15 protein-coding genes are annotated in these 15,327 nt (G+C 70.1%); 11 read left to right on the forward strand and 4 right to left on the reverse strand.

The window, feature by feature from the left end:
* Positions 1-5: 5 nt before the first annotated feature.
* On the reverse strand, positions 6-380 hold the full coding sequence (locus AB0D85_RS03185) for a DUF192 domain-containing protein (protein ID WP_362312816.1): 375 nt from the start codon (positions 378-380) through the stop codon (positions 6-8).
* A 619-nt stretch (positions 381-999) separates the two neighbouring features.
* On the opposite strand from AB0D85_RS03185, the gene AB0D85_RS03190 reads away from it, so the two are divergent.
* Genes AB0D85_RS03190 through AB0D85_RS03200 form a run of 3 tightly spaced genes read left to right on the forward strand, consistent with a single transcriptional unit; the run spans position 1,000 to position 3,819 of the window.
* Positions 1,000-2,385, forward strand: a complete 1,386-nt coding sequence (locus AB0D85_RS03190; protein ID WP_362312817.1) for a hypothetical protein — start codon at positions 1,000-1,002, stop codon at positions 2,383-2,385.
* Between the two features lie 19 nt (positions 2,386-2,404).
* Positions 2,405-3,283, forward strand: coding sequence for an LLM class flavin-dependent oxidoreductase (locus AB0D85_RS03195; RefSeq protein WP_362312819.1), 879 nt, complete (start codon positions 2,405-2,407; stop codon positions 3,281-3,283).
* 56 nt (positions 3,284-3,339) lie between these two features.
* The gene (locus AB0D85_RS03200; protein WP_362312821.1) at positions 3,340-3,819 is read left to right on the forward strand and encodes a GNAT family N-acetyltransferase; all 480 of its coding nucleotides are present in this window, start codon (positions 3,340-3,342) and stop codon (positions 3,817-3,819) included.
* Between the two features lie 37 nt (positions 3,820-3,856).
* Here the strand turns inward: AB0D85_RS03200 and AB0D85_RS03205 are convergent, their stop codons facing one another.
* Entirely contained in the window at positions 3,857-4,369 is a 513-nt protein-coding gene (locus AB0D85_RS03205) for a DinB family protein (protein ID WP_362312823.1), read from the reverse strand.
* 52 nt (positions 4,370-4,421) lie between these two features.
* Between AB0D85_RS03205 and AB0D85_RS03210 the strand changes: the two genes are divergently transcribed.
* From AB0D85_RS03210 to AB0D85_RS03230, 5 genes are all read left to right on the forward strand, one after another.
* Positions 4,422-5,438, forward strand: a complete 1,017-nt coding sequence (locus tag AB0D85_RS03210) for a methyltransferase domain-containing protein (RefSeq protein WP_362312825.1) — start codon at positions 4,422-4,424, stop codon at positions 5,436-5,438.
* Positions 5,439-6,337: 899 nt separating this feature from the next.
* On the forward strand, positions 6,338-7,111 hold the full coding sequence (locus tag AB0D85_RS03215; protein WP_362312827.1) for an isoprenyl transferase: 774 nt from the start codon (positions 6,338-6,340) through the stop codon (positions 7,109-7,111).
* Positions 7,112-7,569: 458 nt separating this feature from the next.
* Positions 7,570-8,895 carry a PhoH family protein gene (locus AB0D85_RS03220; protein ID WP_362312829.1) on the forward strand — a complete coding sequence of 442 codons (1,326 nt, stop codon included), beginning with the start codon at positions 7,570-7,572 and terminating at the stop codon, positions 8,893-8,895.
* A 419-nt stretch (positions 8,896-9,314) separates the two neighbouring features.
* Positions 9,315-10,007 (forward strand): transglycosylase SLT domain-containing protein, encoded by a 693-nt coding sequence (locus AB0D85_RS03225; protein WP_362312831.1) that lies wholly within the window; start codon positions 9,315-9,317, stop codon positions 10,005-10,007.
* A gap of 138 nt (positions 10,008-10,145) precedes the next feature.
* Positions 10,146-11,534 carry an AI-2E family transporter gene (locus tag AB0D85_RS03230; protein WP_362313488.1) on the forward strand — a complete coding sequence of 463 codons (1,389 nt, stop codon included), beginning with the start codon at positions 10,146-10,148 and terminating at the stop codon, positions 11,532-11,534.
* 24 nt (positions 11,535-11,558) lie between these two features.
* Here the strand turns inward: AB0D85_RS03230 and AB0D85_RS03235 are convergent, their stop codons facing one another.
* A complete protein-coding gene (locus AB0D85_RS03235; RefSeq protein ID WP_362313490.1) occupies positions 11,559-12,098 on the reverse strand; it encodes an alkyl hydroperoxide reductase in 540 nt (179 codons plus the stop codon).
* A gap of 4 nt (positions 12,099-12,102) precedes the next feature.
* Positions 12,103-12,654, reverse strand: a complete 552-nt coding sequence (locus AB0D85_RS03240; protein WP_362312833.1) for a peroxiredoxin — start codon at positions 12,652-12,654, stop codon at positions 12,103-12,105.
* Between the two features lie 154 nt (positions 12,655-12,808).
* Here AB0D85_RS03240 and AB0D85_RS03245 point away from each other — a divergent pair, with 154 nt between their 5' ends.
* From AB0D85_RS03245 to AB0D85_RS03255, 3 genes are all read left to right on the forward strand, one after another.
* Positions 12,809-13,807 carry a hydrogen peroxide-inducible genes activator gene (locus AB0D85_RS03245; RefSeq protein WP_362312835.1) on the forward strand — a complete coding sequence of 333 codons (999 nt, stop codon included), beginning with the start codon at positions 12,809-12,811 and terminating at the stop codon, positions 13,805-13,807.
* 161 nt (positions 13,808-13,968) lie between these two features.
* Positions 13,969-14,877 (forward strand): MarR family transcriptional regulator, encoded by a 909-nt coding sequence (locus tag AB0D85_RS03250; protein ID WP_362312837.1) that lies wholly within the window; start codon positions 13,969-13,971, stop codon positions 14,875-14,877.
* A gap of 59 nt (positions 14,878-14,936) precedes the next feature.
* Complete coding sequence (locus tag AB0D85_RS03255; protein ID WP_362312839.1) at positions 14,937-15,323, forward strand: roadblock/LC7 domain-containing protein; 387 nt, start codon at positions 14,937-14,939, stop codon at positions 15,321-15,323.
* Positions 15,324-15,327: the final 4 nt, after the last annotated feature.

Raw genomic sequence — 15,327 nt, forward strand, 5'->3', positions numbered from 1 at the left:
GCGAGCTACTCCGGCCGCTCCACATCCACCGTCACCCGCACGCCCGCCGCCACGCCCCAGGTCGCCATGGCCCCGGCCTCGGCCTCCAGGACATGCCGGGAGCGCAGACGGGGCAGGCCGAGGCGGCCGGGGCGCATGGTGCGCACGGCGATCACGGTGAGGCGGCGGTCGAGATAGGCGACGTCGATCGGGATGCGCATCCGGAACGTGTGGATCCCGTTGGCGGGGGACAGCAGGATCGCACCCTCAAGGCCGTCCCGTCCCAACAGCCCTTTGGTGCGGGCGCGATAGGAGGTGGCGATCTCCAAAGGGACAGTCGCCTTCGTGTCACCGTGCCCATGCACAACCAGCGTTCCGAGTCCGTTCCGCCAGCGTCCCACTCCAGGTACCTCCCGCAGCCCGGATGTTACATGCGTGACGTGAACGAACGTACAGGAATCGGTGTACGCGGTTGGTACCGTATCGGTCACCACTGCGGCCGCTGGGGACCAGCGGGGCCCGTGCTTCCATAAATAGGTTGTCGGCCGGGGGACGGCCGGGTTATCGACTGCTCCTTCGGTTGTTGGCCGTGGTCGGCTGGTGTGTCGCTCGATGGGGTGAACGGGGCTGTTTCTCTGGGTGTTGCGCGGGTGTGGAACGCATGATCGGTGGTGGCGGGTTCGTTCGATGATGCTGAGGGGGTGGCTGGTGGCGTGCAGGCGGGGGAGGAAGCGTGAGTTGCGCGTGCTGGCTGCCCCGTTCACGGTGGCCGCTCCGTCCGGGGCGAGGATCCGGGACCGGCTGAAGGATTTGACGGCGGCGGATGTGAAGGTCCTGACGCTGGTGGGCGAGCATCTCGGACGGCATCAGCGGGCTGATCTCGCCGCACGTGTGCGGACCGGGAATGTTCCGGTGCAACAGGCTGGACGTGCGGGGCGGAAGAGGCGGTTGACGGCGGTGTCTTCGTCGCGGTGGGCGGGGGCGATGACCCGGGCGTCGGAGGATCAGTACCAACTGTCGATGCGGTGCCTGAGGGATGAGCGGACCGGTCTGCGGCGCCGGATCCGTACGATCGGGCAGCGGCTGGCGGTGGCGTGCGGGCAGAAGCACGGCCGGGTGCGCGGGTATGCCGACCAGGGCGAGCGGTGGCAGAAACAGCGGCACCTGAGCAAGCTTCAAGCCCGGCTTGCGGTGGTGGAGCAGCAGATCGAACAGGGGTACCCCTCGATTGCGGTCGGCCGGCGCTGGCTGGCCAGAAGCCGTCACCACCTCGCCGAGGCAGGTCTCACCGAAGCCGACTGGCGAAAACGGTGGGAGGCCTCCCGACTGTTCCTGACCGCCGACGGCGAGTCCGGAGCCCCGCACGGCAACTACACCATCACCGTCGACCCAGCGGACGGCTCGCTCACGCTGGTGCTGCCGGAGCCCTTGCGGTATCTGGCCAACGCCCCGCGCGGCCGATACCGGCTTGCGTGCACGGTCACCTTCCACCACCGCCATGCAGAGTGGCTGGACCGGGTCAGCGCCAACCGGGCCGTGCGCTACGACATCGTTCATGACGCCGCGCGCGACCGCTGGTACCTCGACGCCTCCTGGTCCACCAACACTTCTGTCGTTCCGACGCCGGAGGAGATCCGGGCGTCCGGCGCGAAGCTGCTGGCTGTCGACCTCAACGCCGACCACCTCGCCGCCATCGTCCTCGACCCGCACGGCAACCCGGTCGGCGAACCGCGCACGATTCCGCTGGAGTTGACCGGTTCCACCGCTACCCGGGACGGGCGGCTGCGAGCAGCGATCACCCGCCTCATCGCCATCGCCCGCGACAACGGCTGCCCAGCGATCGTGATCGAGAACCTGGGCTTCGCCGACGCCCGTGCCACCGGCCGGGAGACTATGGGCCGCGGGCGCCGGGGCAAGGCCTTCCGCCGTACCGTGGCCGGAATCCCCACCGCACGCTTCAGGGAACGGCTGCGCTCCATGGCCCACCACCAGGGCCTGGCCGTCATCGCCGTGGACCCTGCCTATACCTCGATGTGGGGCGGGACGTACTGGAAGAGTCCGCTCCAGCAGCAGACCAAGACCACCGTCACCCGGCACCATGGTGCCGCGGTGGCGATCGGACGGCGCGGCCTGGGACACAGGATCCGGCGTCGGCCAGGTGTGACCGCACCCGACCGGAGGATCGGGCGGCGGAGAGCTACCGGCCAGGCCGTATCCCTGCCCAGGCCGCGCGGGACCACGAGCCCACCCAGGACAGCGGGCACGCCCCACGCGGGCGGCAAGACCCGACCGTGCCGAAGTGACCAGCTCGTGCTGTTCCCGGACCTCGAAGACCGTTCGCGAGGTCACCAGGCCCTAGCCGGCCTGGTTCGCGAGGAGTTGGCCAACATTGGCCAACTCCCGTAGAAATGGTAGGACCTTCCCCATGACATCACTCGGTGCCGTATTCCGCCCCCAGCTGCCCCCCGAGCGGCTGCAAGCTGTTGTTCGGCTTGCTGATGATGTGGGGCTCGAAGAGCTGTGGCTGTGGGAGGACTGTTTTCGGGAGGGTGGGATCTCGACCGCCGCTGCCGCGCTCGCCTGGAGCGAGCGGGTGCGGGTCGGGGTCGGGCTGTTGCCCGTGCCGTTGCGGAACGTCGCCATCACCGCCATGGAGGCCGCCGCGCTGCACCGGATGTTCCCGGGCCGTGCCGTCCTCGGTGTCGGGCACGGTGTGCAGGACTGGATGGGGCAGGTCGGCGCCCGTGCGGAGTCGCCGGTGACGCTTCTTCGGGAGCATCTCGACGCCCTGCGCGCACTGCTGCGAGGGGAACGGCTCACCGTCAGCGGGCGGTACGTCCGGCTCGACGACGTCGCGCTCGACTGGCCGCCCGCAACGCCCGTGCCGGTCTTCGCCGGTGCCGAAGGCCCCCGTACGCTGCGGCTCACCGGCGAGGCCGCCGACGGGACCATCCTCACCGCCGCCACCCCGCCCGACGGCGTCCGCCGGGCGCGGCAGCTCATCGCGGAGGGGCGGGCCGCCGCCGGGCGGGGCGAGGACGAGCCGCATCATGTCGTCGTCTATCTCCTCACCGCCACCGGGACCGACGCCGCCGACCGGCTCCGGGCCGAACTCGTCGCCGAGGGGCTGGAGTCCGTGCCCGACCTCGGCGTCGCCGGGGACGCCGATGCCGTCGCCAAGGCCGTGCAGCGGCTCGCGGAGGCCGGCGCCGACACCGTGATCCTCCAGCCGACGGGGGACGAACCCGACCCCGAGGGCTTCGTACGGTTCACCGCGGAGGAGGTCCGGCCGCTGGTGCCGTAGCCCCGTAGCCCCGCAGCTCGTCCGCCGTTGTCAGTGGCCGCTGCCACACTCACGGCATGACGACCAATGACGTTCGGCTGCGGCCCGTACGGGACGACGACCTCGAGTTCTTCCTCGCCTACGAACATGACCCGGAAGCCGTCCGGCGGTCGAGGTTCACGCCCCGGCCGCGGGAGGCCTTTCTCCGGCACTGGAGAGAGCGGGTGCTCGGGGAGCCGACCGGTCTGGTGCGGACCGTCCTCGTGGACGGGGAGGTCGCGGGGAGCATCGTCGCCTGGTGGGATGAGGAGCGGCGGTTCACCGGCTACTGGCTCGGCCGGGCGTACTGGGCACAGGGCGTCGGCAGCCGCGCCCTCGCCCTCTTCCTCCAGGAGGAGACCGTACGACCCCTGTACGCCGACACCTCCGCCGAGAACACCGCCTCCGTACGGCTGCTGGAGAAGAGCGGATTCGTTGCGGCGGGTGCGGAGCACGAGGTGGACGAGGGGTACGTGCTCCTCGTCCTGCACGGCGACTCCACGGCGGAGGCTCCCTGAGTCCCGGACGTCGTTCAGGCCGCCGCCCACGCCCCGGTCACGCCGTGTCCGTGACCGGCGGGTGAGCGCCCGTCGCCCCGTCGATCAGCTCCCGCAGGATGTCCATGTGCCCGGCGTGCCGGGCCGTCTCCTCGATCATGTCGACCAGGACCCAGCGGAGCGAGACGGTGATGTCGTGCCAGGAGGGCCGGCCCAGGGTCTCCAGCGGCCGTGACGCGATCACCCGGTCGGCGGCGGCGCGCGCACGGCCGTAGAAGTCGATGATCTGCTGGGTCGTCTCCCCGGGGCCGACCGTCATGTCCTCGCTCGCGTACGGGTCGAACCACAGCGGCTCGACCTCCTCACCGAAGGTCTCCACGAACCAGCCGTACTCCACCGACGCCAGATGCTTCACCAGCCCGAGCAGGTTCGTCCCGGACGGGGTCATCGGGCGGCGCAGCTGTTCGTCGTCGAGTCCCTCCAGTTTCCACAGCACCGCGTCCCGGTGCCGGTCCAGGCTCGCGCGCAGGGTTTCCTTCTCGCCGGCGGTGTACTTTCCATCGGTCGTCATGGCGGGCGAAATTAGCAGCGAGGACTGACAACCCGCTGCGAACATGTGGGATATGGCAGAGCAGCGGCACCGCACCTTCGAGGATCTCGTCGCCGAGGGCGCCGCCGTGCCGACCGAGGGCTGGGACTTCTCCTGGTTCGCGGGCCGGGCCACCGAGGCGCGCCCCTCCTGGGGCTACGCCCGCGCGGCCGGCGGACGGCTGGCCCGCGCCGGCGCCGCCCTCGACATCCAGACCGGCGGCGGTGAGGTACTCGACTTCGCCCTGAACACCGCGGACGCCGCGGACGCCGCGGACAGGGCAGGTACGGCGGATACCGCGGAGGCCGCAGGTATGGCGGATGCTGCGGAGGCCGCAGGTACGGCGGACACCGCGGACCCGGCAGCGACGGCAGCGACGGCAGGCACGGCAAGCACCGCGGACGCGGCGGATACCACGGACACCGCCGACACCGCAGCCCCGGCGGGCGTCCCGGCCCCGGCACACCCCCCAACCCCCCACCACCGTCCCCGCCTCCTCGCCGCTACCGAAGGCTGGCCGCCGAACCTCAGCAAGGCGAGTGCCCTGCTGAGCGCGCGCGGTGTCGTGGTGGTCGCCTCGGCCGACGGGGCCCCGCTGCCGTTCGCCGACGGGACCTTCGACCTGGTCCTCAGCCGGCACCCGGTCCGGGCCGACTGGAGCGAGATCGCCCGCGTGCTGAGCCCGGGCGGCACGTACTTCGCCCAGCATGTCGGGCCCGCCAGCGTCTTCGAGCTCGTCGAGCGCTTCCTCGGGCCGCAGCCGGAGGCCGTCCGCGGCAACCGCCACCCCGACCGCGAGCGCGCCGCGGCGGAGGCGGCCGGGCTGGAGATCGTCGAGCTGCGGGCCGAACGGCTGCGGGTGGAGTTCCACGACATCGCCGCCGTCGTCCACTTCCTCCGGAAGGTGGTGTGGATGGTGCCCGGTTTCACGGTCGAGGCGTACGAACCCCAACTCCGCGCCCTGCACGAGCAGATCGAGGCGGACGGCTGCTTCGTCGCCCACAGCACCCGGCACCTCTTCGACGCCCGCAAGCCCAAGAAACGGTCATGATCCATCCGCCTTGGAATGCCAGGCGGCAAAGAATGGCCAAGAACTGCCCTTCGGGCTGCCGGACGGCCACCCCGTCCCAAGTGATCACAAGCGATCAGCGTAGGGCATGTCGTGACGCTACGGCCCAATAGGGACAAGCCGTGATCTAGGTCATGGATATGCGCATAAGTGAACATCAGCCCTCTCTGTTCACCTCCCATTTTCGCGGAGTTCCCACATCGTTACCGTCGGCGCTTCGCGTCGGACCTGCGGCTCACGTAAGTTCAGACCAAGGTAATTCGCGTGAGCAAAGCTGCGCGGGCGGCACCGTGCAGTGGAGGGGGCTGCGCGGTGCCGTGATGCCCCCGTGACTCCCGTCAAGGTGTCGTTCGCAGCCGGGGTCGCCCGTCGGGGGGACGGATGGGCAACCCGCCGAGGCATCCCCAAGACGGCTCAAACCCTCTTGATCTCCCCGTATGCGGCAACATTTCCTGGGATTCCGCTGCGAATCGGCCACGCGAGACCCCCGAATCCAGCGCTTGAGGCCCCTTGAGGTGTCGTCGGACGACTCCGGAGAGTAGTTAATGCGCGCCAATGCGCGCAGCATCACTTACGAAGGGTTATGGTGGAGACCCCCCCTCGGGCCGGTCCGTCTCCCCCCCACGGACCGGCCCGTTTTTTCGTCCGCGGTTTTCACCCACTTTTCAGGCAGCCCGAGGGCGGCGCCCGCACGGGGCGCGGGGAACTGCGCGACCAGCCCCGACCCACCCGAGGCCGCGTCACATCCCAGGCTCCCCACCCCTTTGGGCGCCCTCCCCGCCAGACTCTTCTCAACTCCCAGCGGGGTAGGCTTCGGCCCGCGGACTCCCGCATCCGAATGCCGTGGACTCCCGCATCCCAATCACGAGGGGCGGACTCAAGTGAACCTGCGCGACAAGCTGCGCGGCCTGCTCGTCAGGCTCTACGCACGCCGGGTGGAAGGTCACCTGGACCACGCTCAGGTGCCCAAGCACATCGGCGTCATCATGGACGGCAACCGCCGCTGGGCGAAGGCCGCGGGCTCCAGCACCGTGCACGGCCACCGCGCCGGCGCCGAGAAGATCGAGGAGTTCCTCGGCTGGTGCTCGGAGACGGACGTCGAGGTCGTCACCCTCTGGCTGCTGTCCACGGACAACTTCGACCGCGCCAAGGAAGAGCTGGTCCCCCTCCTTGGCATCATCGAGGACGTCGTCCGCACCCTCGCCGCCGACGGCCGCTGGCGCGTCCACCACGTCGGCACCCCCGACCTGCTGCCCTCCCCGATGCAGACCGCGCTCAAGGAGGCCGAGGAGGCCACCGCGCACGTCGACGGAATACTGGTCAACGTCGCCATCGGCTATGGCGGCCGCCAGGAGATCGCCGACGCCGTCCGCTCGATGATCATGGACGCCAACGACAAGGGCGTCTCCATGGAGAGCCTCGCCGACTCCGTCGACGTCGACATGATCGGCCGTCACCTCTACACCGGCGCCCAGCCGGACCCGGACCTGGTGATCCGCACCAGCGGCGAGCAGCGGCTGTCCGGATTCATGCTCTGGCAGACCGCGCACTCCGAGTACTACTTCTGCGAGGTCTTCTGGCCCGCGTTCCGCAAGGTCGACTTCCTGCGCGCCCTGCGTGACTATGCCGCCCGCCATCGCCGCTACGGCGGGTGACGTCTTTGTGACGGCGGACGTCAACACGGCATACGACACACGCCGCGACCGCCACGCTGGATAACCCCGTGGCTACGCTGGATGACCCCACTCCACCCATGAGGCGTAAATCACCCATTTCGGGGCGCGAGTAACGCGGAGTTCACCTGCGCGTCGTTGCAGACCGTTGCATGGCGGCGCATGTTCGAGGGCATAAGCCAGACAGGTCGATGCCCGAACCACGGGCATCGGATCTCAGCGGGCGGCTCGGGGCCGTCCGCCCGGGAGGCCCTTTTGCACCAGCCCGACCGTGCGGTCACGGCACGGAAGAAGCAGCGGGGGGCCGGTTTTCGGCCCGTGCAGGGGCGGCCGTCGACCGGTCGGGTTCTTCTCGCCCTCCGGGTCGGGATTTCCCCATCCTCCCGGTCCAGCCTCATCCTCGTCGCTCCCCGACCTCATCCGAGGGGGTACGTCCTTCCGTGGTGACCAGCACAACGCGCCGCAAGTCAGACCGGCGCACCTATGTTCTCGACACCAGCGTCCTGCTGGCCGACCCGAACGCCATGGCCCGCTTCGAGGAGCACGAGGTCGTGCTCCCGATCGTCGTGGTCACGGAACTGGAGGCCAAGCGGCACCATCCCGAACTCGGTTACTTCGCCCGGCAGGCGCTGCGCCTGCTGGACGACTACCGGGTCCGGCACGGCCGTCTCGACGCCCCCATCCCGATCGGGGACCTCGGCGGCACGATCCGTGTCGAGCTCAACCACTCGGACCCCAGTGTGCTGCCGAGCGGCTACCGCCTGGGGGACAACGACTCCCGTATCCTCGCGGTCGCCCGCAACCTGCAGGCCGAGGGATACGACGTCACCGTCGTCTCGAAGGACCTGCCGCTCAGGATCAAGGCGTCGTCGGTCGGCCTCCTCGCCGAGGAGTACCGCGCCGAACTCGCCATCACGGACTCCTCCGGCTGGACCGGAATGTCCGAACTGACCCTGGCCGGCGAACAGGTGGACATCCTCTTCGAGGAAGGGCACGTGTACGTCCCGGAGGCCTCCGACCTCCCCGTGCACACCGGTCTGACCATCCAGTCGGAGCGCGGCAAGGCGCTCGGCCGGGTGACGGCGGAGGGCAACATCCGCCTGGTGCGCGGCGATCGGGAGGCGTTCGGCATCAAGGGCCGCAGCGCGGAGCAGCGCATCGCGCTGGATCTGCTCCTCGACCCGGACGTCGGCATCGTCTCGATGGGCGGCCGGGCCGGCACCGGCAAGAGCGCGCTGGCGCTGTGCGCCGGTCTGGAGGCGGTCCTGGAGCGCCGCCAGCACCAGAAGGTGATGGTCTTCCGTCCGCTGTACGCGGTCGGCGGGCAGGAACTCGGCTATCTGCCGGGCTCCGAGGCGGAGAAGATGAGCCCCTGGGCGCAGGCGGTCTTCGACACCCTCTCCGCGGTCACCAGCCGCGAGGTCATCGAGGAGGTCACCGCCCGCGGGATGCTGGAGGTGCTGCCGCTCACCCACATCCGCGGCCGCTCCCTCCACGACGCCTTCGTGATCGTGGACGAGGCCCAGTCGCTGGAACGGAACGTCCTGCTGACCGTTCTGTCCCGGATCGGCGCGAATTCGCGGGTCGTTCTGACCCACGATGTGGCGCAAAGGGACAATCTGCGGGTAGGACGGTACGACGGTGTGGTCGCCGTGGTGGAGAAACTGAAGGGGCATCCGCTCTTCGCGCATGTCACCCTGAACCGGTCCGAGAGGTCCCAGATCGCCGCACTTGTGACCGAAATGCTGGAGGACGGGCACATCTGATCCCCGTGTCCAACTTGGGATGATTACCCGTCGGTTGGTGCCGTCCGGCAAAGGCCCTGAGCCTAGTCGGGCGGCGCCTTCGCGCGTGCTGGTTTCCTGAAATCCCTGGGGGGAAACGGGATGTGAGCTTTCACACGCAACTCGGAATTGCCACCCGGCGTCCGGTTACGGCAGAGTCTCACTCCTGTCAGGCCCCGCATACGACACACCTGTACCCCCAGCGGTACGGAACAACAGAAGCAGCAAGCTAATTCCATAGCGACGTCGTATGCCGCCCGAGCACCACGCGGCGCTCCCCTCGGGGGAGTTGCCCACCGGGCCCGTGTCTCCCGTGACCCATGTAGTGCGGAGACCAGCGTCAGGGGGCAAGATTGCGTCCGCCAGGGTCACCGAAGCGGGCGATGCTGGAAGGAAACCGTGTGAGCCGGATTTCGGTCCGGGGATTCGCAGTGGCCTCGGCCACCGCGGTCACCGCTGTCGGAAGCGTCGTCGGTGTTGCCTCGGGCAGCGTGGCGCAGCCGAACAACGACGCAGAGGCGACAGCAGCCGACACCACGCTCCTCGCGGACCTCCCCGCGGGTCAGCAGGCGACGGTCCAGACCGCGACCGCGTCCCTGACGCAGCAGGCCGACGCCGTGGCCATCCAGGCCGACGCGACCGCCAAGAAGGACGCCGAGCAGGCCGCCCGGGTGGCAGCCGCCAAGACCGCCGAGGCCAAGAAGGCCGCGGCCGAGCAGGCGGCCAAGGAGGCCAAGGACCGTGCGGAGGCCAAGGCCGCCGCCAGCCGGTCCGCCTCCAGCTTCCCGGTCCAGAGCTCGTACACCGTGGCGCAGATCCAGGCGATGGCGCAGCAGATGGTGGCCAGCGGCCAGTACCAGTGCTTCAGCAACATCGTGAACCACGAGTCCAGCTGGAACTACCGCGCGGTCAACGCCTCCTCCGGCGCCTACGGCCTCTTCCAGGCCCTGCCCGGCTCCAAGATGTCGTCCGTCGGTTCCGACTGGCAGACCAACCCGGCCACGCAGATCAAGTGGGGCCTGAACTACATGAACTCCCGGTACGGCAGCCCGTGCCAGGCCTGGTCCTTCTGGCAGGCGAACAGCTGGTACTAAGAGCCGACTCGGTTTCTCAACCCTCGACAGCCCCTCCCCGTCCTAGGGGGAGGGGCTGTCGCCCTGTACGGTCGGACCGAACGACTCCAGGGGGGAGTGGTGAGGAGCACCCGGAGACGCGGGGGAAGAGGGCGGATGATGTCGCGAGTGCCGGAGTGGCTCGGCCGGCTCGGTGCCGGACTGTCCGAGATGGGCGAGCGGTTGGACGAGCGCCGGGCCGAGGTGGAGCGGGAGCACACCGAGCCGGAACCGCCCCCGCCGCCTCCGCCGCCCGCGCCGGCCGACGCTCCCGTCGTCCCCGTGCCCGCCGCCCGGAAGCCCGCCCCCCCTCCTCGCCCCCGCCCCGACCCCGTGACGGCCGTCCCCTGGGCCGTGCGGGTCGCCGCCGAGGCCGGCTGGCGGCTGCTGGTGCTGGCCGGCACGCTCTGGGTCCTGATGCGGGTCATCAGCTCCGTACAACTCGTCGTCTTCGCCTTCGTCATCGCGCTGCTGGTCACCGCCCTGCTCCAGCCCACGGTCGCCCGGCTGCGCCGCTACGGCGTGCCGCGCGGCCCGGCCACGGCGCTCACCGCGATCTCCGGCTTCGTGGTGATCGGCCTGATGGCCTGGTTCGTGACCTGGCAGGTCATGGAGAACATCGACACGCTCTCCAACCAGATCCAGAGCGGTATCGACGATCTGCGCGACTGGCTGCTGAAGAGCCCCTTCCACGTCACCGACAAGCAGATCAACCAGATCGCCAAGAACCTCCGCGACGCGATCGGCGCCAACACCGACCAGATAACGTCGTTCGGCCTGGAGGGCGTCCAGGTCGTGGTGGAGACCCTGACCGGCCTGCTGCTGGTCTTCTTCTCGACGCTCTTCCTCCTCTACGACGGCGAGCGCATCTGGAGCTGGTTCCTGAAGCTGGTCCCCTCCGCCGCCCGCGAAGGGGTCGCCGGCGCCGGGCCGCGCGCCTGGCGCACGCTCACGGCCTACGTCCGGGGCACGGTCCTGGTCGCCCTCATCGACGCCATCTGCATCGGCCTCGGCATCTACTTCCTGAACGTGCCCATGGCCGTCCCGCTCGCCGTCTTCATCTTCCTGTTCTCCTTCATCCCGCTGGTCGGCGCGGTGGCCTCCGGCGCCCTGGCGGTGGTGGTCGCGCTCGTCACCCAGGGCGTGTTCACGGCGGTCATGACGCTGGCCGTGGTCCTCGCGGTGCAGCAGATCGAGGGCCACATCCTCCAGCCGTTCATCCTCGGCCGCGCGGTCCGTGTCCACCCCCTCGCGGTGGTCCTCTCGGTCGCGGCCGGCGGCATGGTCGCGGGCATCGGCGGCGCGGTGGTGGCCGTACCGCTGGTGGCGGTGACGAACACGGTGGTGAGTTATCTCCACCAGTACTCGCACGCGCGGTACGGGGACGAGGAGCCCGACGAACCGGCCCCCGTCGCCGTCGAGGAGAGCGTCGAGGAGAGCGAGGACCACGACGCCGTGCCGGCCGAGGCGGGGATCGGGCATGCGAAAGACCCCGCCCACACGGAGTGAGCGGGGTCCACGGAACGCCGGTGCCTACTCGAACTCGGCCAGCACCGCGTCCGACTCCAGCGTGACGCCGACCGCCTGAATCACCGACGCGATCTTGAACGCCTCCTGGATCACCTCACGGCCGACGCCCGCCTTGCGCAGCACCTGCTCGTGGGAGTCCAGGCACATCCCGCAGCCGTTGATCGCGGACACCGCGAACGACCACAGCTCGAAGTCGACCTTGTCGACACCGGGGTTGCCGATGACGTTCATCCGCAGCCCCGCGCGCAGGGTGCCGTACTCGTGGTCGGAGAGCAGATGGCGGGTGCGGTAGAAGACGTTGTTCATCGCCATGATCGCCGCGGCGGACCTGGCCGCCCGGTAGGCCTCCGGCGACAGGTTCGCCTTCGCCTCCGGGGCCAGCTCCCGCAGCACGAGCGGCGACCGGGAGGCGATGGCGGTCGCCAGGACCGTGCCCCACAGCTGCTGGGCCGGCAGCTCCGAGTTGCCGATGACCGAACCCAGGTTGAGCTTCAGGTCCTTGGCGTAGTCCGGTACGGCGGACTTGAGCGCGTCGAGGGACACGGGGTCACTCACCCGCCAGCAGCGCGACCGGGTCCAGGGTGTCCTCGCCCTTGGTCCAGTTGCACGGGCAGAGCTCGTCCGTCTGGAGCGCGTCGAGGACCCGCAGGACCTCCTTGGGGTTACGGCCGACGGAACCGGCGGTCACCATGGAGAACTGGATCTCGTTGTTCTGGTCCACGACGAACACCGCGCGCTTGGCGAAGCCGTCCTCGCCCTCGATGCCCAGGTCGCGCATCAGCTCGTGCCGGGAGTCGGCCATCATCGGGAACGGCAGCTCGCGCAGGTCGTCGTGGTCCTTGCGCCAGGCGTGGTGGACGAACTCGGAGTCACCGGAGAAGCCGAGGATCTGCGCGTCGCGGTCGGCGAACTCCTCGTTCAGCTTGCCGAACGCGGCGATCTCGGTCGGGCACACGAAGGTGAAGTCCTTGGGCCACGCGAAGACCACCTTCCAACCCTGGTAGGTCTTGTGGGTGATCGTCTCGAACTCCCGGCCCTTCTCCAGCGAGACGCAGGCGGTCAGTTCGAACTCGGGGAACTTGTCACCGACAGTGAGCACACGCTCTCCTTGCAGCGCGGAGGCACCCCGGATCGCGGGGCCGTCTCCGATGGGTTGGACGCCGCCGATCGTGGCACAAGGTGCATTGATTCCTGAAATAGCTACACTCGGTCGTGTTGATCGGAGGTGGCTATTAGTGGCTGTGAGTAATTCCATGGGGAAGAGCCTGGGGAGCGGACTGGGGAACGGCCTGGCGGTGGGCGCCGGCGTCGGGGGCAAGCGCCGCCAGCCCAGCCTCGCCCAGTTGCGTGCCTTCTCCGCCGTCGCCGAGCACCTCCACTTCAGGGACGCCGCGGCCGCGATAGGCATGAGCCAGCCCGCGCTGTCGGGGGCCGTCGCGGCCCTAGAGGAGACGCTCGGCGTCACCCTCCTGGAGCGCACCACCCGCAAGGTGCTGCTCTCGCCGGCCGGCGAGCGGCTGGCCGTACGGGCGAAGGCGGTGCTGGAGGAGGTGCAGGCGCTGCTGGCGGAGGCCGAGGCGGTGCGGGCGCCGTTCACCGGAGTGCTGCGGCTCGGGGTCATCCCCACCGTCGCGCCGTACCTCCTGCCCACCGTGCTGCGGCTGGTCCACGACCGCTACCCGGACCTCGACCTCCAGGTCCACGAGGAGCAGACCGCCAATCTGCTCGACGGGCTGACCGCGGGCCGCCTCGACCTGCTGCTGCTCGCGGTGCCGCTCGGTATCCCCGGGGTGGTCGAACTCCCCCTGTTCGACGAGGACTTCGTGCTCGTCACCCCCCTCGGCCATCCGCTCGGCGGCCGCGAGGGCATCCCCCGCGAGGCGCTCAAGGAGCTCAACCTGCTGCTCCTGGACGAGGGCCACTGCCTGCGCGACCAGGCCCTGGACATCTGCCGGGAGGCGGGTCGCGAGGACGCGCCGGTGACCACCACGGCCGCCGGGCTCGCCACCCTCGTGCAGCTGGTCGCCGGCGGACTCGGCTGCACGCTGCTGCCGCACACCGCCGTCAAGGTCGAGACGAGCCGCAGCGACCAACTCCTCACCGGTTCCTTCGCCGAGCCCGCCCCGAGCCGCCGGATCGCCCTCGCGATGCGTACCGGGGCGGCGCGCGGCGCCGAGTACCGGGAACTGGCGGCCGCGCTGCGCGAGGCGCTGCGGCCCCTGCCGGTGCGGGTCCTCGAATCGATCAAATGAGTGTCGAACAAAGTGATTTGAGCGGCCGAATTCTCCAACTTCCGTCAGCTGGGAACAGGTAGGAAATCCCTCGCTGAAATATGCCATCGAACTGATACACATACCTCCTCGGTGCGACGCGTCAGGCGTCTGTGCGAAATGCCGATGTGCCAAGGGGGGCGATGTCGGAGGTTCGGGATCCCCTCGGCAGGGCCGGTTACGGTCGGCTCGCGCACGCTCTGATCGCGTGCGGGCGCGAGGGATTCAGCGGAGAACTGCGGGTGCCGGGCAACCCGGGCGGCGCCTTCCATCTGCGGGGCGGGCTCGTGGTCGCGGCCGACAGCCCCGGCGCGCCCGGCCCCGAGGCGCTGCTGCTGCGCTCCGACCGCATCGACGGCGAGCAGTGGGCCGAACTGGTGCGGGAGTCCGGCGGGGCGCGCTGGCCGGTCGCGGGCCTGATCGCGCGCGGCTACGCGGGGGCGGCCCAGCTCAGGGTGGTGTGCGTGATGGCGCTGCAGGACGCGGCCTTCGCCATCGTCGCCGGCCGGGTGGACGGCTGCGACGCGGTCCTCGACACCGAGCCGCTCGCCCCCGTCGCGGTCGGCGAGCCGCCCGCCCGGCTGCTCCAGGAGGCGAACCGCAAGCTGGCCGCCCTGGCCGCGCTGCCCCACCCCGTGCGCCCCGACCGGGAGCGCCCGCTGCCCGCCGCCCCGGCCGACCGCCCCCTCACCCCGCTGCAACGGGAGCTGATCGGCCACGCCGACGGCCGCCGCACCGCCCGTGACCTGGCCTTCCGCACCGGCCGCGGGGTCTACACGGTCACGGTGGAGGTGGCCCGCATGCTCGGCGAGGGGCTGCTGGAGTGCGCGGTCCCGGCCGCCGCGGTCCCGGTCCGGATACCGGTGGCGGCTCCTGTCGTACGGCACCGGGAACCGCCCCCGCCGCCTCCGCCCCCGGAGCCGGTCCCCGTCCCCGCCGAACTGCCACGCCGTGAGCCCGGCGCCAGCGGCATCACCGAAGCCCTCGGCCCGTCCAAGAGCGGGGCGAGCTGGAAAGGGTTCTTCCGGCTGCGGCACGGAACCGCCAAATGAAAAGGGCGGGTTGATTGCCGTAGCGGTCGAATTAAGTCAGGAATGAGGGAGTTGGACATATGAATCAAGAAGCCCTGGCGCAGGAAATGCGCGGGCTGCGTGAACGGGTCACCGGAATCACCGACACCGCCCTGGCGGCGGCCGACGGAATGCTGATCGCCGCCGACACGGCGGATTCCATCGATCCGGAGGGCCTGGCCGCCCTCGCGGCCGCCGGCCTCGGCCTCGCGCGCCGCACCGCCGAGGCCACCGCGCGCGGTGTGCTGCGGCAGACGGTGACGTACGGCAGCCACGGCTGCGTGGCGTTCTACGCCGTCGGCGACACCGCCCTGATGGTCGTGCTCGGCGACGAGGGGATGGATGTGGACCGCCTGCACCGGGCGACCCATCCGGCCCTCGACCGCATCGGCTCGATCCTCACCGAGAAGGCTCCAGAGGGAGTGTGAAGGG

This window comes from Streptomyces sp. NPDC048277 (assembly GCF_040652235.1).
Classification (GTDB): Bacteria; Actinomycetota; Actinomycetes; order Streptomycetales; family Streptomycetaceae; genus Streptomyces.

Bases quoted from the DNA above. Each gene is read 5' to 3' on its own strand.
- AB0D85_RS03230 (WP_362313488.1), top strand. From the start codon at position 10,146: ATGTCGCGAGTGCCGGAGTGGCTCGGCCGGCTCGGTGCCGGACTGTCC.
- AB0D85_RS03210 (WP_362312825.1), top strand. From the start codon at position 4,422: ATGGCAGAGCAGCGGCACCGCACCTTCGAGGATCTCGTCGCCGAGGGC.
- AB0D85_RS03200 (WP_362312821.1), top strand. From the start codon at position 3,340: ATGACGACCAATGACGTTCGGCTGCGGCCCGTACGGGACGACGACCTC.
- AB0D85_RS03245 (WP_362312835.1), top strand. From the start codon at position 12,809: ATGGGGAAGAGCCTGGGGAGCGGACTGGGGAACGGCCTGGCGGTGGGC.
- AB0D85_RS03205 (WP_362312823.1), bottom strand. From the start codon at position 4,369: ATGACGACCGATGGAAAGTACACCGCCGGCGAGAAGGAAACCCTGCGC.
- AB0D85_RS03255 (WP_362312839.1), top strand. From the start codon at position 14,937: ATGAATCAAGAAGCCCTGGCGCAGGAAATGCGCGGGCTGCGTGAACGG.
- AB0D85_RS03195 (WP_362312819.1), top strand. From the start codon at position 2,405: ATGACATCACTCGGTGCCGTATTCCGCCCCCAGCTGCCCCCCGAGCGG.
- AB0D85_RS03190 (WP_362312817.1), top strand. From the start codon at position 1,000: ATGCGGTGCCTGAGGGATGAGCGGACCGGTCTGCGGCGCCGGATCCGT.
- AB0D85_RS03250 (WP_362312837.1), top strand. From the start codon at position 13,969: ATGTCGGAGGTTCGGGATCCCCTCGGCAGGGCCGGTTACGGTCGGCTC.